General features: G+C 38.2%; 19 protein-coding genes. All 19 read right to left on the bottom strand.

The features are described from left to right. Nucleotides 1-28: 28 nt before the first annotated feature. Nucleotides 29-1,114, bottom strand: a complete 1,086-nt coding sequence (locus tag J8L85_RS02110) for an efflux RND transporter periplasmic adaptor subunit (RefSeq protein ID WP_211014070.1) — start codon at nucleotides 1,112-1,114, stop codon at nucleotides 29-31. Between the two features lie 99 nt (nucleotides 1,115-1,213). After that, the gene (locus J8L85_RS02105) at nucleotides 1,214-1,696 is read right to left on the bottom strand and encodes a transcriptional regulator (RefSeq protein WP_211014068.1); all 483 of its coding nucleotides are present in this window, start codon (nucleotides 1,694-1,696) and stop codon (nucleotides 1,214-1,216) included. Between the two features lie 171 nt (nucleotides 1,697-1,867). Further along, nucleotides 1,868-3,010, bottom strand: a complete 1,143-nt coding sequence (locus J8L85_RS02100; RefSeq protein WP_247656592.1) for a permease — start codon at nucleotides 3,008-3,010, stop codon at nucleotides 1,868-1,870. Nucleotide 3,011: 1 nt separating this feature from the next. Then, nucleotides 3,012-4,205, bottom strand: coding sequence for a histidinol-phosphate transaminase (locus J8L85_RS02095; RefSeq protein ID WP_211014063.1), 1,194 nt, complete (start codon nucleotides 4,203-4,205; stop codon nucleotides 3,012-3,014). Between the two features lie 157 nt (nucleotides 4,206-4,362). Further along, a complete protein-coding gene (locus J8L85_RS02090) occupies nucleotides 4,363-4,758 on the bottom strand; it encodes a hypothetical protein (protein ID WP_211014061.1) in 396 nt (131 codons plus the stop codon). 33 nt (nucleotides 4,759-4,791) lie between these two features. Then, a complete protein-coding gene (pheS, locus tag J8L85_RS02085; RefSeq protein ID WP_211014059.1) occupies nucleotides 4,792-5,811 on the bottom strand; it encodes a phenylalanine--tRNA ligase subunit alpha in 1,020 nt (339 codons plus the stop codon). 68 nt (nucleotides 5,812-5,879) lie between these two features. Next, nucleotides 5,880-7,757 carry a SulP family inorganic anion transporter gene (locus J8L85_RS02080; RefSeq protein ID WP_211014057.1) on the bottom strand — a complete coding sequence of 626 codons (1,878 nt, stop codon included), beginning with the start codon at nucleotides 7,755-7,757 and terminating at the stop codon, nucleotides 5,880-5,882. Nucleotides 7,758-7,923: 166 nt separating this feature from the next. Continuing rightward, the gene (locus J8L85_RS02075) at nucleotides 7,924-8,553 is read right to left on the bottom strand and encodes a carbonic anhydrase family protein (protein WP_211014055.1); all 630 of its coding nucleotides are present in this window, start codon (nucleotides 8,551-8,553) and stop codon (nucleotides 7,924-7,926) included. A 27-nt stretch (nucleotides 8,554-8,580) separates the two neighbouring features. Further along, complete coding sequence (locus J8L85_RS02070) at nucleotides 8,581-9,408, bottom strand: universal stress protein (RefSeq protein WP_211014053.1); 828 nt, start codon at nucleotides 9,406-9,408, stop codon at nucleotides 8,581-8,583. Nucleotides 9,409-9,447: 39 nt separating this feature from the next. Next, nucleotides 9,448-11,040 carry a SulP family inorganic anion transporter gene (locus tag J8L85_RS02065; protein ID WP_211014051.1) on the bottom strand — a complete coding sequence of 531 codons (1,593 nt, stop codon included), beginning with the start codon at nucleotides 11,038-11,040 and terminating at the stop codon, nucleotides 9,448-9,450. A gap of 71 nt (nucleotides 11,041-11,111) precedes the next feature. Continuing rightward, complete coding sequence (locus tag J8L85_RS02060) at nucleotides 11,112-11,408, bottom strand: hypothetical protein (protein WP_211014049.1); 297 nt, start codon at nucleotides 11,406-11,408, stop codon at nucleotides 11,112-11,114. A 57-nt stretch (nucleotides 11,409-11,465) separates the two neighbouring features. Next, nucleotides 11,466-12,227: a tetratricopeptide repeat protein gene (locus J8L85_RS02055; RefSeq protein WP_247656534.1), complete on the bottom strand. Its 762-nt coding sequence runs from the start codon at nucleotides 12,225-12,227 to the stop codon at nucleotides 11,466-11,468. Nucleotides 12,228-12,229: 2 nt separating this feature from the next. Continuing rightward, nucleotides 12,230-14,035 (bottom strand): BatD family protein, encoded by a 1,806-nt coding sequence (locus J8L85_RS02050; RefSeq protein WP_211014047.1) that lies wholly within the window; start codon nucleotides 14,033-14,035, stop codon nucleotides 12,230-12,232. Beyond that, on the bottom strand, nucleotides 14,019-14,873 hold the full coding sequence (locus tag J8L85_RS02045; RefSeq protein ID WP_211014045.1) for a tetratricopeptide repeat protein: 855 nt from the start codon (nucleotides 14,871-14,873) through the stop codon (nucleotides 14,019-14,021). The genes J8L85_RS02050 and J8L85_RS02045 overlap by 17 nt, the downstream gene beginning before the upstream one ends. 1 nt (nucleotide 14,874) lies before the next feature. Beyond that, complete coding sequence (locus tag J8L85_RS02040; protein ID WP_211014042.1) at nucleotides 14,875-15,921, bottom strand: VWA domain-containing protein; 1,047 nt, start codon at nucleotides 15,919-15,921, stop codon at nucleotides 14,875-14,877. A gap of 2 nt (nucleotides 15,922-15,923) precedes the next feature. Continuing rightward, complete coding sequence (locus tag J8L85_RS02035) at nucleotides 15,924-16,922, bottom strand: VWA domain-containing protein (RefSeq protein WP_211014040.1); 999 nt, start codon at nucleotides 16,920-16,922, stop codon at nucleotides 15,924-15,926. Next, the gene (locus J8L85_RS02030) at nucleotides 16,923-18,584 is read right to left on the bottom strand and encodes a hypothetical protein (protein WP_211014038.1); all 1,662 of its coding nucleotides are present in this window, start codon (nucleotides 18,582-18,584) and stop codon (nucleotides 16,923-16,925) included. It abuts the gene before it with no gap. Further along, nucleotides 18,584-19,450 (bottom strand): DUF58 domain-containing protein, encoded by an 867-nt coding sequence (locus tag J8L85_RS02025; protein WP_211014035.1) that lies wholly within the window; start codon nucleotides 19,448-19,450, stop codon nucleotides 18,584-18,586. The genes J8L85_RS02030 and J8L85_RS02025 overlap by 1 nt, the downstream gene beginning before the upstream one ends. A gap of 105 nt (nucleotides 19,451-19,555) precedes the next feature. Then, nucleotides 19,556-20,557, bottom strand: a complete 1,002-nt coding sequence (locus tag J8L85_RS02020; protein ID WP_211014033.1) for a MoxR family ATPase — start codon at nucleotides 20,555-20,557, stop codon at nucleotides 19,556-19,558. Between the last annotated feature and the right edge of the window lie 55 nt (nucleotides 20,558-20,612).

Genomic DNA, 20,612 nt, shown 5'->3' with positions numbered 1-20,612 from the left:
ATGTATTATGGAATGTGTGTAGTGATTGTTATTGGACAGGGTTTATTGTCATTCCGTCCCTTAATTTGGTCACTCCTTCAAGAACGATTTTGGTTCCTTCCTCAATTCCCTTTTCCACGATAAACCCTTTTTGGGTATTTGCTACTATGTTTATGGGCATTGTGGTAATGGTATTGTCGTCTTTTAGTACATAGACCAGTTTTTTGCCTTGAAGGTCAATGGTGGCCTCCTGTGGAATTTCAAAGGCACCTCCATAAACAACCGGCATCTTGATCTTACCGGTACTACCACTACTTAGGAGATTGTTTTTGTTTTTAAAATCGGCCCTTGCCGTTACGCTTCCGGTAGTACTGTTGATTATGGAGTTGATCATGGCTATTTTTCCGGGTTCGGGATATTCTTGGCCATTGATCATAACTAAGGTTACTTCGGGCGCATTTTTAAGATCTATGCCGTTATTCTCGTTTTTTGGCATGGACTCCTTTAGGGCTAGAAGCTCTTTTTCGTTCAATGAGAAATAGGCACGTACCTCACTCACATCGGATACCGTAGTTAAGGGCTTGGTCATATTTGAACTTACCAAAGCTCCTGTTTTATAGGGAATCTCGCCGATATAACCGTCTACCGGACTGGTAATTCGTGAATATCCTATATTAGAAACAACACTTTCGTAATTGGCCTTTGCTTGTGCTAATTGGGCCTTAGCCGTTTCCAATTGTACCTCACTAATGATGTTTTTTTCAACGAGGGGCTTAAGTTTGTCTACCTCAACCTGGGCGACGTTTACCGCTGCTTTGGCGGCGTTGGCATCTTGGTTAAGGGTTTGGGTCTCCAATTTAAAAAGCAATTGTCCCTTTTTTATTTTCTGCCCTTCCTCAACATAGACCTCTTGTATAAAACCACTTACTTTCGGCCATATTTCAACATTTTGCTTACCTTCTAGGGTGGTCGCAAATTCGTTGTAAATGGTAATGTCTTTCTTTTGAAGTTCACCGACCTTTAGACTTGGTGGGGGAGGTGCGGCCGCTCCCGCCTTATTTTCAGGGGTGGTTCCAAAACAGGAACTTAAAAGAAGGCCTGCACTTAATAGTCCTATGATTGATAATTTTTTCATTTTTTAGATGGATGTTTATATGTAATTATTAATGTGAACCTGTTAAGGTTTTGTTAATTCTGAATGTTCGGAAATAAACGAACTATAGAGGCAAAAAAATTATTTGTTTAGATTTTTCAAATCTTGAATGGTCTTTCGATATATGGCCTTGGTATCTTCTACGCATTTCATATAAATCTTTTTCTTTTCTTTGTTGGCTTCATATTTTTCTGGGTTATGTGCTATGTTATAGTTTTCAACTTTTTTTAGCATTTCCGACTCTTTTTCCAGTTTTTTGAGCACTGCATTAAGTTTTCCGATAAAAAAAGCGTCTTTGTTAGCGATCTTAAAATATCTTTTTCTGTCTCCGGACTTGGTAAAATATTTAATATAGTCCATTTGTAAGAGTAGGTTCAGTGATGTTGATACAGAACTTTTACTGGCACATTGTTTTGTTAGGCAGTCTTCAAAAGTAAGTCCGTCCTCTTCTGTAATGACCAAATTTGCGAAAATTCTTGCAGCCAATGGAGGTAGGGAATATTCCGATTCAAAATGAACCCCTAGCTCTTCTATTAACTGTTGTTTGGCTTCTTCTTTATTCATAATTATGAAAAATTGAAAGTACAAAGGTACAGTTAGTTCGGAAACTAACAAACCAAAAGAACTTAAATTTTCATAATTAGTGTTAAAGTTGTCATATCGTGCAATAGAACTTTATTTAATTAGATTCAGATCTTACTGCTACATTGGTGCGTAAAATTACCTCAAGATAATTTAAGAGGTTTCGGTACTTGAGGTTTTATAGAGAATTATATTTGCTTTTTTATCATGTTCTTTACCTTTTAATAGAAAGACCCTTTTAAGAATATAAGGAGTGGTTCCCACTAAAAGAAAGATAAGGCCCAATGCCATTACATTGTAACCATTTGAGAAAAGTTTTCCACTGGATAAGATACCCAATATAAGTATGGTAGAAAGAGGAAACGATAGAGCAAGAATGTTGACGCCAAAAGTAGAGTTAAAGGTTTTTTTCTTCTTTTTTATTCCTTTTTCTTGAGCATCTACTACTGATATATGGGAAAATGGCCAAAAACTACAAGCACTTAGTCCGAAACATAGAAGTAGCAGTATGTCTTGCTGAACGGTAATGTTGGCGATAACAATAAATACCCCTGAAAGCATGGCCACGAAACCCGCCCTTAAGAATAAAAGTGAAAATATTTTATAGATCTGTTGCTTTTTGATTTTTACGGCAAGGCCAATAAAAAGAAGTACCAAAGGAGTCATTATTACACTTAGTCTAGTAATGGTGTCGCTTATAAATAATGGCAATGACTCCATATTAAAACCAAAAAATACCAAAATCAAGGCAATGACTATAAAGATATTTACAGGTTCGGAGATCATTGCCATCGTTAGGGATTTTAATTTTCCAGCTTTTGATTTTGACTCTATAGCTCGTTTGCTATAAAACCAATTCATAGCAACCAGATATAAGATGATAAGTACAAATACCTTATTACCCAAGTCTGCCATTGCTGCCTTTGCCAAGTAATCTTCCCCTAAAAACTCTAATACGAAGGGAAAACATGAAAGGCCCGGGGCCAAAGAAGATACGAGCAATCTAGCTGTTCTATGTTCCGGTGAATTATATTTAATACCCGTTAGTGGCATTAAATACGGAAACAGATAAAAAAGAACAATATTTAAGGTAAGAGCCAAAAAGGGTAAAGAAAGTAAAGCACCATCTATTTTAACCCCTATCAATGCTATAAATATTGTTGCCGGTAGGGCAAGGTTGAGTATGATTTTCTTGATACCGGAAAGCTCCTCTTTTGAATTGAACTTTATCTTTAAAAGAAAGCCGATACCAATAAATGTTAGAAAGGTAATTGTCTTTTGTAGGGTTACATCCATCTTATGCAAGAACGTCTGTTAACGCTGCAGTAAAAATCTTCATTTCGTCCATGGTACCCATGCTCACCCTGCACCAATTCTTGCCCATGAACTCAAATGCTCTAACGCCTACCTTTTTTTCCGTCATTTTTTTCAGGAATAGTTGACCCTCCATTTCTATTGGGAAAATGATAAAACTGGTATATGAGGTGACATAGTCGTAGCCTAGCTGTTTTAAGCTCTTATAAACATACTCTCTCGATTCCGCATTTTTAGACCTGGAGGAATTTTGAAAATCAGGATCATCCATACTGGCCAAAGCTGCATATATAGAAGTATAGGCAATACCCATTCCGCCACGTGTAATTTTCTGTATTTTGTTTAAGGTGGTTTCTTGTGCAACAATATATCCTACCCTTAATCCGGCCATGCCATGAATTTTTGAAAACGTACGGGCTATAATTACATTTTTACCCTCATTGATCAATCCGACCATACTTTGCTTGGTACCATCTTCCAAGAAGTCGAGATATGCTTCGTCTACAAAAACAGGCACTTTTTCTGAAACACGGGAACAAAAGTCTAAGAGTTCTTTAGTGTCGGTTATGCTACCGGTCGGATTATTGGGGTTACATATATAAACGAGTTTGGTATCTTTATCTATAGCAGCTTCCATACCTTTAAGGTCATGGGACCAATCTTCTTTTAAAGGAACAGGTTTCCAACTTGCTCCGGTTGCTTCGGCAACACGAATAAGAGACATGTAAGAAGGGTCGGCAGAAACAACATTGCCACCGTCCATAAATAACACCATGGCTGTTTTTTCCAATAGGTCGGAAGAACCAGGGCCCATCATAATATTTTTGGCCTCCACACCTTCTTTGATCGCAATTTTATCGATTAGGGCAAAAAGTTCTTTCCAAGCGTACCTATTTCCTTTTGTAGCCACGTTTTTTAAAGCATCGATAGCTTTTGGTGAAGGCCCATAAGGATTTTCATTGGCATTTAACTTTGCCAATAATTTAGACTCGTCAGGAAATTTTTCAGGAAGATATTCTTTAAATAACGGACTGTATAATGCATTTCCGTTTCTGTCTAATGGTATAGATGCTTTCGCGGTTTCCGCTATCCCTAGATGTGGCAATAGTGTTATTCCCCCTGCTGTGAGTAGTCCTGTTCGTATCCAATCCCTACGGTTTAATTTACTTGTTTCCATTAGTTCTTCTGGTTTAGTTGCTATAGTTACTAAGGTAAAACCAGAGAATGCTAAAACCTATCCGAATAATATAAAAATCAGGTAGTTAGAATGTTTATTGAAAATTAATTGAAGGCTGAAATTATCAATATAGTAATTGGGACGTTAAAAAAAGGGGCTATTTTGCGAAAATCCCATCCTTTTCTATAATGGGTATCGTAACCGTATTTGCCTCGTTGACCGAATGTTTTTCAAAAATAAATTTTCTTTCAAATAGTTTATTATCAGCGTAATAAGTTACATAAAACTCATTGTTAAGACGAAGTACATCTTCTTGCACCAACTCAATTTTTTCGTACGATTTGGCTGCGACTACACCGATAGCATGCCGCATAGTGGAAGTTTTTACCTTGTCATCATAACCTTTAGAAACAATTAGTGCCATTTCTATCGGTGTTGTTCTATTGTTTATGATATAGGCGTTCCAATCTTTGGACAAGAATTCATCGTTCCATTCTCTGATCAATGCAACATATACGTCTTTTGAAACCGGTATTTCTATGTCTTTTTTCAAAAATAAATGTTAGATTTTATCAATTCAAAATCCTTATAAAGAGCTTTTAAACTGTTCTAAAAAGCGCACATCGTTTTCACTTAACATGCGTATATCGGTTATTTGGTATAGAAGCATGGCAATACGGTCTATACCAACACCAAAGGCAAAACCAGAGTATTCTTCTGGGTCTATATTACAATTCGTAAGAACGTTAGGGTCTACCATGCCGCAACCCCCGATTTCTAACCATCCGGTACCTTTTGTAATTCTATAATCGGCTTCTGTTTCCAGCCCCCAGTAAACATCTACCTCTGCACTTGGTTCCGTGAATGGGAAATAAGAGGGTCGCAGTCTAATTTTTGATTTTCCGAAAAGCTCGGTAGTAAAATACTGCAACGTTTGTTTTAGGTCGGCAAAAGAAACATCCTTGTCAATATATAATCCTTCCACTTGGTGAAAAAAACAATGGGACCTTGCTGAAATGGCCTCGTTTCTATAAACCCTACCGGGAGAAATGGTTCTAATGGGAGGTTTGTTGTTTTCCATGTAACGTACCTGAACAGATGATGTATGTGTACGCAACAGTATATCTGGATCTGTTTGAACAAAAAAAGTATCCTGCATATCCCTTGCCGGATGATATTCGGGAAGGTTCAAAGCGGTAAAATTATGCCAATCATCTTCGATCTCAGGTCCTTCGGAGACATTGAAACCTATTCTGGAAAAAATATCTATAATTTTATTTTTAACGATAGAAATAGGATGTCGGGCGCCAAGTTCTATAGGGTTTCCAGGACGTGTCAAATCACCGAATATTTTTTCTTGAGAGCTACTGTTCTCTAGCGATCGCTTTAATTGATCGACCTTTTCGGTGGCTGCGTTCTTTAACTGGTTTATGGTTTGGCCAAATTCTTTTTTCTGTTCGTTCGGAACATTTTTAAACTCGGCGAAAAAACCGTTTAAAATTCCTTTTTTTCCTAAATATTTAATTCTAAAAGCTTCTACTGCATCTAGATCAGTTGCGGTAAAAGCTTGTACTTCAGTTATTTGTTCCTTTATCTTGTCTATCATCAGGGTCGATTAAAGGAGCAAATTTAAAACTTTTAAAAAAGGTAAGTTACCTTTTTGTCGGTTTTGATTTATTCTGCCGTCTGGAACTCGTCTTTTACGTTTTCCTTTATCCAATCCAAGCAGTTTTTAAAGGTCTCAAAAATATGCTCTTCCGGTATTAGATCGGGGATTACGTCTACACGTTCCATCATATATCTTGGTTGTTTCAATACGTTTACCAATAATACATTGATTCCCGATCTTTTTAGGTCTATCAATACATCCTCTAAGGTGTAAAGACCAGATTGGTCCATGTATTGCATACGACCCATTCTGATAACAACAGTTGAAGCTGTTCTCGGTATCTGATCTGCTAATTGCTGAAACTCACTGGTAGAGCCGAAAAATAAGGGCCCTTTTAGATGTTTTATAAAAACCTCTTCTTTCAGGTATTGTGGAAATGTTGCTTCATCGGGCCAATTGGATTCTTTTTCCAACGATTTAACATCTGAACGTTCTGCCGTGAGATCTCCCATTTTTTTCATGAACATTAAAGAGGCTATTACCAGTCCTACACCGACAGCATAAACTAGGTTCCAGACAGAGGACAATACAAGAACAACTAACATTATCACTACTTCCGAACTAAACTTAAAAGGTCCTACGCTTACATCTTTTGGCAAGCTGGGAATAGCTTTTAAGCCTTTATAATCCATTACCCCAATACCTACGGTAACCAAAATTCCGGCCAATACCGCTGCAGGAATTTGTGAGGCTATTGGCCCAAGGGCCAATAAAACAATCAATAATAGAACACCCGCTGCCATACCCGATAATTTTGTCTTACCGCCGGCATTGATGTTGACTACCGTTCTAATAGTGGCACCTGCTCCGGGCAGACCACCAAATATAGCGGCCATACTATTTCCTATTCCTTGCCCTATCAGTTCTTTGTTAGGTTTGTGCTTGGTCTTGGTCATATTGTCGGCAACTACCGAGGTTAAAAGCGAGTCTATTGCCCCCAATAATGCTAGGGTAAGTGCGGTAAATACATAAGGTGATATGGCTCCTAGTTCAAATTCTGTAAAAATATTGAGGTTGGGTACAGGAAAACCACTGGGTATTTGTTCTATGGGCCTATAGTCGAGTCCAAAACCGAAGGCGACCCCTGAAACAACGATCAACGCCACCAAAGCACTAGGTATTTTGGTGGTAATTCTTTTAAATCCGTATATGATTATTATGGTAGATAGGGCAAGGGCCAGTTCTAGCCAATTAATGTTCTTCAGGGCTCTAGGTAGAATTTTTATAGCTCCAATAACCCCAGAGGCGTTTGTATTGGCCAGTGTTTTTGCCTCTTTGAGCATTTCTTCTTTGGTAATTTTTTCTGCCCTTATAATTGTTTCTTTAAAATCTTCCAAGACCAAAATACCTTCGCCCGCTTCTTCTTTTAAAATATTGTCCAGAATTATTTCTTCGGCCATTGGTTTAAATTCGTTCACATATTCCAGATCTTCTTTAGGGTAGTAGCCAATGGCAGGCAGTATTTGTGTTATTAATATAATAACCCCGATAGCGGTCATAAAACCGGAAACTACGGGATATGGTATATATCTTATGTATTTACCAATTCCCAATAGTCCGAGCCCCACTTGCATAAGACCTGCTAGAAGAAAGACAAGAAGAATACTGGGCAATGCCTTTTCCATATCTCCATCGTTCACGGCCACTAATCCTGCAATTACAACCATACTTACGGCGGTCATGGGTGCCGTGGGACCAGAAATCTGAGTGTTGGTACCTCCGAACAATGCGGCGAAAAAACTTAAAAAAATCGCTCCGTAAAGGCCTGCACTAGGTCCCAGTCCAGAACTTACACCAAAAGCCAGCGCCAAGGGCAAGGCAACAATACCTGCCGTAATACCACCGAACAAATCACCCTTGAAGTTTGAGAAAAGTTTTTTCATAGTTTTAAAGTAACAAATATTAATTATTAATTAGAGTATTATTTTTTAATTGATTTTTGGAAAGGCCCAAACTATGTGGTCATAATCGTGTAGATAAATATGTTAGACCGTATGATGTTGGTATTAAAGCCGTTGTAAAAACAACGGCTTTTTAAAAATTTAACTATTAATCATAAAATTTAACTGCTCCTGTAGAAATATCATACATGGCCCCAACGATCATAATTTCGTTTTTTTCTTCCATTTCGGCCAAAACACTACTTCTTTTTCTAATGTTATCAAGAGTCATTTGAACATTTTTTTCGGCTACCATATCTACAAATTCAAGATTTTTTGAATTTCTTAAACTTTCGTCAGCAGGCTCTTTTACTGCTGCTACTGCAGGTTCTATCTTATTGATCAGAGCGGTAAGGTTGCCCAATCTGGCATGGTCACAGGCTCCTTTAATGGCCCCGCAACTGGTGTGCCCCAAGACAACTATCAATTTGGTGCCAGCTAGTTTACAGCCAAATTCCATGCTTCCTAATATATCTTCGTTCACAAAGTTACCGGCGATACGAACACTAAAGATATCTCCCAAACCTTGGTCGAATACCAATTCTGCGGACACCCTGGAATCTATACAACTTAATATGGTGGCAAACGGAAACTGTCCTTCACTGGTATCGTTTACCTGTTCAAGTAAATTACGGTTCGCTTTTAGATTGTTTTGAAACCTTTCATTGCCCTCTTTCAAGAATTGTAACGACTTTTCGGGGGTCATGGTTGCTTGTGTTTCTTTTGTATGTGCTTTCATTGTATTTTTATTTAAGTTGTTGGATTGTTATGATGTGTAATTGTGTTCGCCCGTAAATAACATGGGAACGTTCAAATTGGCAATTATATCCTTGACATTTAACATATCCGGGGAATGCTTGTTTTTTTTATTGAAATTATCATTTGTTCTGTTGACACAAAGAAGGTTTATATTGTTTATAGTAAGATAGTTCGATAGATTTTTAAAAGAATCGTCTCGTTTCTCAAAGACAAAGTCGATTGTTTTTTTTCCATTGAATTCGTTATAAGAACCAAGTCCGTCACAGTTTTTAGTAATGGTGAATGATTTTATGGGTTTTTGGGTGTACATAAGCAGATTTTCTGCAAATGGTACGGGCTTTATTCTTCCATCGGTCTTTAAGAAAGCCATTGATAGATTTTTTTGTTCTAAAGTAATATCGTTACTAACTATAAAGATAGGACCTTGGTGATGTTGAAGAACATAGTCTATGGTGTTATTACCAAGAAAATCTAGCATAGCAGATTTTCTTTTTTCAAGTACAACTACATCAGGACTGTTATCCTGTATATATTTTTTTGTCTCGTTCTTTATGTTTCCGACAGAACAGGAATAGGAAATGGGTACTCCAAAGGTTTTGGAGTATCCATTTAATATATCCCTTATTTTCTTGTCGGTTGCTATATACTCATGGCTTAAGGCCCGAATAGCTGATAATTGACTTTCTTCCCTAACCACATCAGAAGGTTTCTTGACAAGAAACAATACTATTTCACCGTTGATCATATTGGCTAAATTAACGGTGCTTTTAAGTGTCTTTTCAAGATATTTTGTTGAGTGTGAGAATATTACTATTCTATTTTTATCTTTTTTCATCTCGATGTTTTTATATTCTGGATATACCAAGAACAATGACTAGCTTAAACTTAATTTTGATTTAGGTCTTTGTTCAAAGAAGTCGGTAAAACTTGGGGGGTTTTCTATTACCCCTCGTTTTGAGAGTAGCTTAATATCGATATTTCTTTCTTTTGCCTTGAATGCGAAATCTTCTAAAATTTCGATTATATCATAATCCAAGTATCTTGTTTTTAGAATATCGAGTTCTAAATAGGTATCTCTTGGCAAGTTTTCCAATTCCTTCAAAATAGCGCCTTTGTTAAAAAAGGTAACCTCTTCCGCTAAAGTCATTTTAATCTTATGTTTTCCGTTGCTGTTATCTTCAATATGCAGAAAATGCGAGTTTTGATAACTTTTTAAGAGTATTACAACAATACCTACCGCCAAGCCTAGACTTATACCGATCAATAAATCGGTGAAAACGATTCCGGCTATGGTCACAAAGAATGGAATAGATTGTTTCCAGCCTAGTTTGTACATTTTTACGAATAGCGCAGGTTTTGCCAATTTGTAGCCGACAATAAAGAGAATTGCCGCCAATACCGATAATGGTATCATATTTAGTAATCTAGGTATTAAAACTACCGAGATCAATAATAAAAGACCGTGAATAATGGTAGATAGCTTGGTTCTTCCATTCGATTGAATGTTGGCAGAACTTCTTACGATTACCTGTGTAATAGGCAATCCTCCTATCATACCCGAAATAATGTTTCCGGTACCTTGTGCCAGTAGCTCACGATTGGTAGGTGTAACATTCTTGTTAGGATCTAATTTGTCTGTCGCTTCTACGCACAGTAATGTTTCTAAACTGGCGACCAGTGCAATGGTAAAGGCAACGACCCAAACCTGAGGGTTGGTAATGGCCCCAAAATTAGGAAAACTGAATTGACCAAAGAACGAGGCCGCATCTTCGGGTACCGGAACACTTACCAGGTGTTCTGGCGATATCGCCAATACCTCGTTATTTTGGGTTAGTATGTAAAAAATTATTCCAACCGCGACGGCCACTAAAGGCCCCTGTATGAGTTGAAATATTCTACCTTTTTTAGATAGTACCTTATCCCACAACAATAAAATGGTTAAACCTATTATGGCTACTATAGTTGCTCCAGGGCTTATGTTGTTGACCGTGTTCAGTATCTCTGAAAATGTGTTTTCTCCATCTACTTGAAAAAATGCCCAGTCTCCTTCGGGATCGGAGTCATAACCAAAAAAATGGGGAATTTGCTTTAGAATAATTATGATACCTATTCCCGTAAGCATTCCTTTTATGACCGAAGATGGAAAATAATAACCAATGACGCCCGCTTTAAGAATACCGAAAATTATTTGAATAACTCCTCCTAAAACCACTGCGACCAAAAAATTCTGATAACCGCCCAAAGTACCTATTGCGGTTAAAACTATTGCTGCCAAACCTGCGGCCGGACCGCTGACACCAATTTTAGAACCACTTAAGGCTCCAACAAATATACCGCCTACAATACCTGAAATTAACCCAGAAAACAACGGCGCCCCACTAGCTAATGCTATTCCTAAACAAAGAGGAAGGGCAACAAAGAATACTACGATACTCGCCGGAATATCGTTTTTAATATATTTAAACATAAAAATAAAGTGTTATGTCTTGCATCTAAATGCAACACGTGTTAGTTGATTGAAATAAATACCGAAAAATACTAACAGGTGTATTCTGGGGGGGGCGATAAGACTTCCAAGGTATGGTCAAAACAAACCATGCCTCGGTAACTATTTATTTTTGATTTGTCATTAAAACAAATCAATGAGAAATTTAAAAGGTTTTCTTTGACAAATTTTTCTTCAGCCAAAGATTTTTTTCCTGATTCTTGTTGTTCTTCTTCGTTTAGGTTTGTAACAACAATGGGTTTGTCAGGATTGCACAGCGTAGCCACACTTGGTGCAACAATTGCAAAAAGCCACAAAAATAACAAGGTAAAACGTGCAAATTGTTTCATATTGCAATGTTAAATGCAAATATACAACTCATTGTTTCAAAAATTGTTAATGTATTTTTAAAAATCCTTTAACAATTTTAATTCTGTTTGTGGTACCCAACCCGTTTTTCCGTCCGAAAGCCTTATTTTTTTCCAGTTGTTCAAGGTTTCAAGCACATTAACCTTTGTGCCCGAATGTAAGGTGAAAATAGTTTCGCTAGTATTATTAGGCTCGGTGTTTACGGCAATTTCCTCGGCAAATATTATGGCAGGGTTGTCTAGGTTAAAATCCCTTTTTCCAATAGCGGCGAAAGCAATACTTATTATGCACAGGAACAAAGCGATCAAACTACCTATAAATGCCCACCTTTTTTTTGTGGAATATTTAAAATAGTAAAAAGCGATATAAAGTAATACGAACAAAACCATACAGATAATGGAAATGTAGGCCCATTGGTCAAACGTCAATATAGTGGTAACATTTTTATAGATACGGGCTAATCCGGTTTGAGGAAGCGTGTCGATCGCATCTAAAGTCATATTCTGGGCAAACCCTAGATTTGTTTTTACCTCTTCATCGCTCGGGTTTAGTAATAACGATTTTTCATAGTAATAGATGCTTTCCGCTATATGGTTCAACTTATAATAAGCGTTTCCCAAATTATAATAAAGGGCGGCGGAATGTTGACCGTTGCCCAAGATGGAATTGTATAGTTCAATGGCTTTTTCATAATCACCATTGTTATAGGCTTCGGTGGCTTGGTCGAACAATTTCTCGTTCTGCGCAGAGGCAATGAACATAAATAGCAAACCTAGAATTAAAGTGAACTTTTTGATCATGGCTATAATTCTTTATCCATTAATGAAATCACTTCACTGGCCTTTTCATAATCACGTTGCATCTCTACATCTGAGAAGGGGCTATACCTTGCCGCTTCACAATTTTGTAAAAGACCTATAAAATCCGTTACGGTAGCTTCTTCAATTTTCTTTTTTGTGAGTAACTCCGAAATTTTGTCCTTACTAAACTCAGAGGTTTCTATTTTCAGTTTTGCCTTTAAGTAGTTATGTAGGGCTTTTTCCAAGGCAACATAAAAAGAATCTTTATCACCAAGTTGTTTCTTCGCGGCCGAAAGATATTTTCTTGCCAACTTGTTCGCTTTTTTCACTTTGTTGCCGATTACGTCACTGGCTATGGCATCTCTCTTTTTTCTAAGGAATATAGCCAGGGGAATTAGCAGTAATGGTCCGAATAACAATATGTAATAAAGGTTGGAACCAAAAAAGTAAGAAATGCTTTTTGCCGAAAGATTTGGTTTCAATTTTATAAAATTGAACTGATTTCCACTGGCGATAACCTTGTGCTTGTTAGATGTTACACCTGATGGGGAGGCTGAGTTGGAAGATTTTGTGGGGCCTTCCAACACATTAATTAAAATTTCGTCAGAATTAAGGGTGTGGTATTTCTTTGTGTCTGGATTAAAATAGCTGAATGATACAGGAGGAACAGGGTATTTGCCCCTATATGCCGGCACTATCGTGTAGCTATTGCTTACTTTACCTTGCATGCCACTTAAGGTTGTACGTACCCTTTCGTTAAATTCTGGCTCAAATACCTCTAAAGAGCTAGGAAGGTCAGGTTCTGGTAGTTTAAACAACTTTAAGTTGCCTTTACCACTAACTTCTACCACCGCTTGCAAAGATTCTGAAGCATTTAAACTGGTTTTGCTGGTAGTTACAGCGAAATCGAAATCACCTACGGCCCCGGTAAAATCTGCTGGTTGGTTTGCGGTTGGAAGACTTTTTACGTTGATGGTTCTTTTACCTGCAGAAACAGTTTTGTTGGTTTGTGAATAGATTCTACCTCCAAAAAAGTCTCTTCTATTGGTAGGTACATCTACGGTCACATCTAAAGAGAGCGGTTCAATTTCCAGTTTTCCAGTTTTCTGTGGATATAGAACTACTCTTTTCAATACCACATATCTATATGGTTTGCCTTGATATGTGCCATTTTGTGCACTTAACCTGGATACTTTAATGTCTTGGCTCCAAAAATTGTTGTATTTAGGGTTGTCTAGCGGTTGATAGTTGGAAACACTGATATTGGGGCTAACATATAATTTGTAAACAACACTGATAGCTTCGTTTAGGTAAGGGTCTGTTTTTGAGACCTCTGCAACCAAATGAAGGTTTTCGTCGGCAATATCATCAGCTGTCATTTGATCGCTGGGTTTGTCTACGGCAGCAGTAACCTCTACTTCTTTTGGTAACGATTTATAGGTAACCCCACCTATGACAATAGTGGCCTGTTTTATGGTAAATTTTCCTTTGGCAGTTGGTGCCAGGGTATATGAATATGTTTTCGAATAGCTTCTTACACCATTGATCCATGAAGAGCTAATGGATTGTGAAGGGCCCATTAGAACCCTGAACCCTTCAAAGTCTGGAGGGTTAAAATTGTCCCCATCCTTATTCATGGTAAAATCTACCCTTAATCGCTCATTGAGACCCAACTTGGGCTTGCTCAATCGCATTTCAAAAGTAACCGCATCCTCATCTTGAGCATGTAAGATGAGTGCGAACAACAAAAGTGGCCCTAATAAAAAGAGCTTTCTGTTCTTCATGAATATGTTACCAATCTTTTTCATTCTTTACTTTAGCACCCTTTACTTTTTTTGCATCAATTTTTTCCTGTACTTTCTTCTCGGCATTTTGCATGGCCCTCAAAAGATTTTCTACCTGTTGTTTACTTAACTGGTTTGGTTTTCGTTCAGGTTGATCCTTGGGTTTGTCTCCGTCCCCTTGTTCGGGTTTTTTCTTTTGCTCTTCCTTTTTGTCGCCATCACCTTCTTTGTTCTCATCTTTTTGATCATCTCCTTCATCTCCCTTGTCCCCTTTGTCACCTTGATCTTTTTTATCTTGGTTTTGGTCTTCTTTATTGTCGCCTTCCTTGTCTTGGTCTTTGTTGTCTTTTTGGTCTTCTTTATTTTGGTCGTCCTTGTTCTGATCTTTGTTTTGATCATCTTTCTTTTGCATTTCTTTAGCCAAGGCAAGGTTATACCTGGTCTCTTCGTCCGTAGGGTCGTTTCTAAGGGCCTCTTTGTATGCTTCTATAGCTTTGGGATATTCTTTACGTTTCATAAAAACATTACCCATATTGTGGTAGGCTTTATGTTTTTCTTCTTTAGTGGTTGCTGTTTCGCCTGCTTGTTTGAATCTTCCAAAGGCTTCGCTATAGGTTTCTTTGTTGTAATAGGCAGTACCTAAATTGTATGGGGCAATCGCATTTTCTGGATCTTTGGCTATGGCCATTCTATAATCCACCTCGGCCTGAACAAAGTTATTTTCCGATAAATTTTTGTTACCGTTCCAGGTAAGATTGGTAGCGGCCTTAAGCGCTTTTTCTTTTTGTTTTGCCTCCTTTTCTTGGGCAAAACTTAAGCCCGCAATAAAAAGAACAAAAAAAGTGATTGTTATATTTTTCATTTTACTCAGGCTGTTTGTCATTAAATAAATTCAATTTTTTTAGCCATTTTGTCTTCCTGTCCAAGATAAAGATTTCTAAAAATAAGAACAAGAGACCTGCGGCAAGAAACCATTGAAACTGGTCTTTGTACTCTGCAAATTGCTTGGCCTCGAACTCTGTTTTATCCATTCGAAGCAGTTCGTCTTTTATAATGGATACTGCTTCTTCCGTATTGGTGCCATCTATGTAAAGGCCGTCGCCCTCCTCTGAGATTTCTGCCAGTACCTCTGGGTTCAATTTAGTGATAACGACTTCGCCCTGGGCATCTTTCTTCAAGGTCTCCAAGATACCGTTTCTTTTAATTGGAATAGGGGCGCCCTTTGGTTTTCCTACGCCAATGGTATAAATTTTTATGCCTTCGTCCACGGCCTCTTCTACGGCATCTAAGGTGGTGCCTTCAGAATGGTCTTCTCCGTCAGAGATGATAAAAAGGACTCTGTTGGTCTGATCTTCATCGTCATAGAAGGTCGTGGCCAGTTCTATGGCTTCGTTAATTGCGGTACCTTGTGACGAGAGCATATCGGTATTCATGCTCTGCAAAAACATTTTTGCGGCCCCATAATCTGTGGTAATTGGCAATTGTGGAAATGCTTGGCCGGCATAGGCGATAATACCAATACGGTCACTTGCCAATTGGTTGATTATTTCAGAGACGATACGTTTTGCCTTTTCTAGTCTGTTGGGGGCAATGTCTTCGGCCAACATACTTTTAGAGACATCTACGGCAAATACGATATCTACACCCTCTCGTTTTACGGTCTCTAGTTTTGTGCCGATTTTCGGGTTTACCAATGCCATGATCAAAGATGAAAGGCCCAATAGAAAAATTATGAGCTTCAAGGTGCTTTTATAATATGACCTCGTAGGTGTTAATCTCTTTAATAATACACTGTCCGCAAATTTTTTCTGGGTACGCTTTTTCCAGATCAGTAGTAATAGGAATAGTACCACTATCACCGGAATGATGAACAGCAAATAGAAATATATTTTTTCGTCTAACTGTATCATAATTATATAAAGCTTCTAAATAAGGTATTTCGCAAAACCCATTCTAATAGAAGAAATACTCCGGCCAATAAAACCCATGGTCTAAATTTTTCTTCATATCGGTAATATTTAAACTCTTCTATCTCGGTTTTCTCTAATTTGTTTATTTCATCGTAGATCTCTTCCAGTGTTTCATTGTTGGTAGCCCTAAAGTATTTGCCTCCGGTCACCTCTGCTATACTTTCCAATAATTCTTCATCGATTTCTACCTGGCGCATTCCGTACCTAAAAGACCCATCTGCATTGTAATTGATAGGGGTGAGGGCATTACCATTGGTACCAAGGCCTATGGTATAGGTTTTTATTCCATATTCCGTAGCTAGGTCCGCCGCGGTCTGTGGTTCTATGAACCCCGAGTTGTTTACCCCATCGGTCAAAAGAATAATAATTTTACTTTTGGCCTTACTTTCTTTAAGTCTGTTCACCGAGGTTGCCAGCCCCATGCCAATAGCGGTACCGTCTTCTAACTGGCCATATGAAATATCACGTAATGCGTTTAGCACAATACCTTTGTCTGTGGTAATCGGTGTTTTTGTATAACTTTCCCCCGCGTAGACTACGAGCCCTATTCTGTCGTTGGGTCTTTTTTTGATAAAATCGGAAGCCACTTTTTTAAGGGCAGAGAGTCGATTTGGTTTTAGGTCACGGGCCAACATACTAGAAGAGACATCAATGGCCATAACAATATCTATACCTTTGGTCGTTTTGGTACGGGTAGAAATATCTTCGGTCTGTGGTCTTGCCATTGCGACTATAATGGCACTTAGGGCCAATAACCTGAGCAAGAACAATGCAGGTTTTATTTTAGGTAACAAACTATTGTGCCGAAAACCTTGAAGGGTAGAGATTCTTAGGGCTGCGGTTTCCTCTTTATTCTTAAAGATATACCAAAGGATAGCCAATGGCAATAAGAGAAATAGCCAAAAGAAATCAGGATTTGCGAATGATATATTCTCTAACATTTAAACATCTGTTTTTACCTCAACACTGGTTAAAATTCTATCTACCATTTCTTGTGCGTACATATCGTCATCTAACCAAGTAATAATTACGTTTTGCTGAAAACCATTTCCCCCAAATAATAGAACAGTGTATTTTCCTTTGACCAGTTCTTTAGAATCGGGGACCGCAAAATCTCCACTACCGTATACCTTGATGCCTTTTACACCACTAATGGTGGTAAATTCTTCTTGTTTTGTTATGATATTTTTGGCTCCCTGTTTTTCAAATCCTTCTATTATCTGTTCAATAGTTTGATCAAAAGCGGCCTGGGCTTCTTGGTTCATGGTGATAGAAGTAGTGCCGACAGTGAACAAACTTTCAGGGCTTCGATAACTAAAAGCTTGAATTTCTTGAATATTGGCTTTGGCCTCGGGAGGTAGTTTTACCTCGTTTCTTACCAATACTTTGGGGGTTTCTAACATAATGGGTGGATACCCATATGAACTGGAGATCCAATCACCTTCTAGTAATTCTTTGGTGGGATGTCCAAAAACTGTGTCCTTTAATTGTGTAAACCCCATTTTTAGTCCTACGATCAAAATAGCGAGGATTAGCAGGCCAGCTAAAGAGGAAAGGCCGATTATAAGCTTTTTCTTTTGTTTTCTGCGGCTCAGTTCTTCTTTGTATTCCTCTTGTTGTAGAAGTTCTTCCTCTGTAGGTTCTGGCAGGGCATCATGGGTCTTTACCACAATTTGTTCTACCAGTTTTCTATCTTGTTCCGCGGTAGAGGTAGAAGGTTTTGATTTGGCGAATTTTACCAAGTCTGCCGTTTGCAGAATATTTTTGAATTGATCGATCGTGTCTTTCTCCAGTTCCAGCTCTCCGGAATCACTTAGCAATTCAAGTTTTTCTATTAACTGCCCCGTAGTACTCTCCAGTGCCGAGACATTGACATCTTCTTCTAAATAAGACCGTACAATGGTGGTCAGCTCCGAATAATATTGCTTGTATTCATCTTGGATCAAGTATTTAGAATTTTCCAATCGTTTTAATTCTAATAATGCACGATCGTATGGCGGCAATAAAGCTTCTTTTTCTTCTTGTGTCAATGGTTTTTTACGAATAAAGAACCAATAAAATATACCTCCCAATAACAATAAGACGACTAACCCGATAAGTATATACTTCCATCGTTCTGTCGGTACCTTATCCACATTGATGAACGGTTTTATATCATACATCTTCTGTGCAACGGTATCTACCGGTACGGTTTCTACATTGATCATCATAGAGTCTGTAAAATAACCGATGCCGTTTATATCTATTCTTTGCGCGGGAAGTTTGTATGCACCCGAATCGAATTGTGTAAGGGCATATATTTTTTGTAGGGTTAGCCTATCTTTTTTACGCGTGGTGTCGGTGGCAAATGCCTCGACGGTTTCTAGGGGGGAGAATGTTTGTCCCTCTGGAAAAATAACTTGGTCGGTAGAGTCTACATCTACCGAAACTTTCCAATGTATCTGTTCTCCAATTCTAATATAGGTTGTATCTACCTCTGTGGCAATGGTGGGTTTTTGTTGAGAAAAACCTACTAAAGAAAAAAGAAAGAAGCACAGCGCAAGTATACCCTTTACAAAGGGTAAAATGGCATTAACTTTAAAATGTACTCTTTTAATTTGCATTAACCTCTTCTTTTAAAATACCCTAAAAGTTTTCTGACATAGCTTTCGTCGACCCTGCAATCAAACACTCCACATCCCGATTTAGTAAAGGTTTCCTTAAAATAGGTAACCCTTTCGCGATAAAATTCTGTGTATGAATTTCTAACTTTTTTAGATTGGGTATTTATCAATTGTAATTTTCCCGTTTCGGCATCCATCATTTGAACCATTCCGAGATTGGGAATATATTCTTCTCGCTCATCATAGACCCTTATTCCGGTAACATCATGCTTGTTTCCAATGATCTTTAACGTTCGTTCGTAGTCGGAGGCGATAAAATCTGAAAGCACAAAAACGATGGCTTTCTTCTTCATTACGTTGGTCAGATATTTTAAGGCCTCTGCAATATTGGTCTTGTTGCTAACGGGCTTAAACTCCAGTAGTTCCCGTATAATACGAAGAACATGGGTTTTTCCTTTCTTGGGCGGAATAAACAATTCTACCTGATCCGAGAACAAGATTACCCCTACCTTATCATTATTCTGAAGGGCGCTAAAAGCCAAGGTTGCCGATATTTCGGTCAGAATTTCGTTCTTAAACTGGTTCTTGGTACCAAAAAACTCTGATCCGCTCACATCTACCATGAGCATCATGGTAAGTTCCCGTTCTTCTTCAAAGACCTTTACATAAGGTTCATTATATCTGGCGGTAACGTTCCAATCTATACTACGCACATCATCGCCAAATTGATATTGCCTCACCTCGCTGAATGTCATACCTCTACCCTTGAACGTAGAATGGTACTCCCCACCAAAAACATGGTCGGACAGACGACGTGTCTTGATTTCAATTTTACGAACTTTTTTGAGTAATTCTTTGGTATCCATTTGTTTCAGTTAACAGTGATTAGCATGCAGAAGTCGGTGAGAAGGTCATCTCCCATTCCTTTCTTAGAACGGGTCATGAACTTTTAGAGACAACTGTGAACTGATTTATGGCACTTCTATCTCGTTAACGATTTTATTGATAATTTCTTCAGAAGTGATGTTTTCCGCTTCGGCCTCGTATGTGATGCCAATTCTATGCCTTAGCACATCGTGTACCACGGCCCTTACATCTTCCGGTACTACATAGCCCCTTCTTTTTATGAAGGCATAACATTTTGCGGCCGTACCCAAATTGATACTACCACGAGGCGATGCTCCAAAACTTATTAAGGGTTTTAGATTTTCTAGGTTATATTTTTCCGGGTATCTGGTAGCGAAAATGATATCAAGAATGTATTTTTCTATTTTTTCGTCCATGTAAACTTCTCGCACCGCTTTTTGCGCACTAAGAATCTGTTTTAGCGATACCACCGGTTTTACCGTTTCATAGGCCCCTAAAAGATTTTGACGCATTATAAGTTGCTCCTCGTTCATTTTAGGGTAATCGATAACCGTTTTTAGCATAAAACGGTCTACCTGTGCTTCGGGTAAAGGGTAAGTACCTTCCTGTTCAACAGGGTTTTGGGTTGCCATTACCAAAAATGGTTTGTCCAACACAAAAGTTTCGTCACCAATGGTAACTTGTTTTTCTTGCATTGCTTCCAATAAAGCCGATTGTACTTTGGCAGGTGCCCTGTTAATCTCATCCGCTAAGACAAAATTTGCAAAGATGGGACCTTTTTTAATGGAGAAATCATTTTCTTTCATGTTGTAGATCAACGTTCCAACAACATCTGCAGGCAAAAGATCGGGGGTAAACTGTATTCTACTAAAACTTCCTTTTACAGCTTTGGCCAATGTGTTTATTGCCAATGTTTTAGCTAAGCCCGGAACACCTTCTAAAAGTATGTGGCCTTGGCCCAAAAGCCCGATCAACAATCTTTCGACCATGTGTTTTTGACCTACTATGACCTTGTTCATTTCAAGAACAAGTAAATCTATAAATGCGCTTTCCTGAGCAATCTTCTCATTTACCGCACTTATATCAACAGTTGTATTTTCTTCCATGTATCAGCTTGTTTTTGGCGTAATTTAGCTTAAAAAATTAACAGTTATGCAAATT

Source organism: Maribacter sp. MMG018 (assembly GCF_018100785.1).
Classification (GTDB): Bacteria; Bacteroidota; Bacteroidia; order Flavobacteriales; family Flavobacteriaceae; genus Maribacter.
Note: the sequence above shows the minus strand (reverse complement) of the source record. Positions and strands in the feature narration are given on the sequence as shown.

Coding starts and splice junctions, on each gene's coding strand:
- J8L85_RS02060 (WP_211014049.1), bottom strand. CDS start 11,408: ATGAAACAATTTGCACGTTTTACCTTGTTATTTTTGTGGCTTTTTGCA.
- J8L85_RS02110 (WP_211014070.1), bottom strand. CDS start 1,114: ATGAAAAAATTATCAATCATAGGACTATTAAGTGCAGGCCTTCTTTTA.
- J8L85_RS02050 (WP_211014047.1), bottom strand. CDS start 14,035: ATGAAAAAGATTGGTAACATATTCATGAAGAACAGAAAGCTCTTTTTA.
- J8L85_RS02020 (WP_211014033.1), bottom strand. CDS start 20,557: ATGGAAGAAAATACAACTGTTGATATAAGTGCGGTAAATGAGAAGATT.
- J8L85_RS02035 (WP_211014040.1), bottom strand. CDS start 16,922: ATGTTAGAGAATATATCATTCGCAAATCCTGATTTCTTTTGGCTATTT.
- J8L85_RS02065 (WP_211014051.1), bottom strand. CDS start 11,040: ATGTTTAAATATATTAAAAACGATATTCCGGCGAGTATCGTAGTATTC.
- J8L85_RS02080 (WP_211014057.1), bottom strand. CDS start 7,757: ATGAAAAAACTTTTCTCAAACTTCAAGGGTGATTTGTTCGGTGGTATT.
- J8L85_RS02030 (WP_211014038.1), bottom strand. CDS start 18,584: ATGCAAATTAAAAGAGTACATTTTAAAGTTAATGCCATTTTACCCTTT.
- J8L85_RS02095 (WP_211014063.1), bottom strand. CDS start 4,205: ATGGAAACAAGTAAATTAAACCGTAGGGATTGGATACGAACAGGACTA.
- J8L85_RS02105 (WP_211014068.1), bottom strand. CDS start 1,696: ATGAATAAAGAAGAAGCCAAACAACAGTTAATAGAAGAGCTAGGGGTT.
- J8L85_RS02070 (WP_211014053.1), bottom strand. CDS start 9,408: ATGAAAAAAGATAAAAATAGAATAGTAATATTCTCACACTCAACAAAA.
- pheS (WP_211014059.1), bottom strand. CDS start 5,811: ATGATAGACAAGATAAAGGAACAAATAACTGAAGTACAAGCTTTTACC.
- J8L85_RS02045 (WP_211014045.1), bottom strand. CDS start 14,873: ATGAAAAATATAACAATCACTTTTTTTGTTCTTTTTATTGCGGGCTTA.
- J8L85_RS02100 (WP_247656592.1), bottom strand. CDS start 3,010: ATGGATGTAACCCTACAAAAGACAATTACCTTTCTAACATTTATTGGT.
- J8L85_RS02025 (WP_211014035.1), bottom strand. CDS start 19,450: ATGGATACCAAAGAATTACTCAAAAAAGTTCGTAAAATTGAAATCAAG.
- J8L85_RS02040 (WP_211014042.1), bottom strand. CDS start 15,921: ATGATACAGTTAGACGAAAAAATATATTTCTATTTGCTGTTCATCATT.
- J8L85_RS02055 (WP_247656534.1), bottom strand. CDS start 12,227: ATGATCAAAAAGTTCACTTTAATTCTAGGTTTGCTATTTATGTTCATT.
- J8L85_RS02075 (WP_211014055.1), bottom strand. CDS start 8,553: ATGAAAGCACATACAAAAGAAACACAAGCAACCATGACCCCCGAAAAG.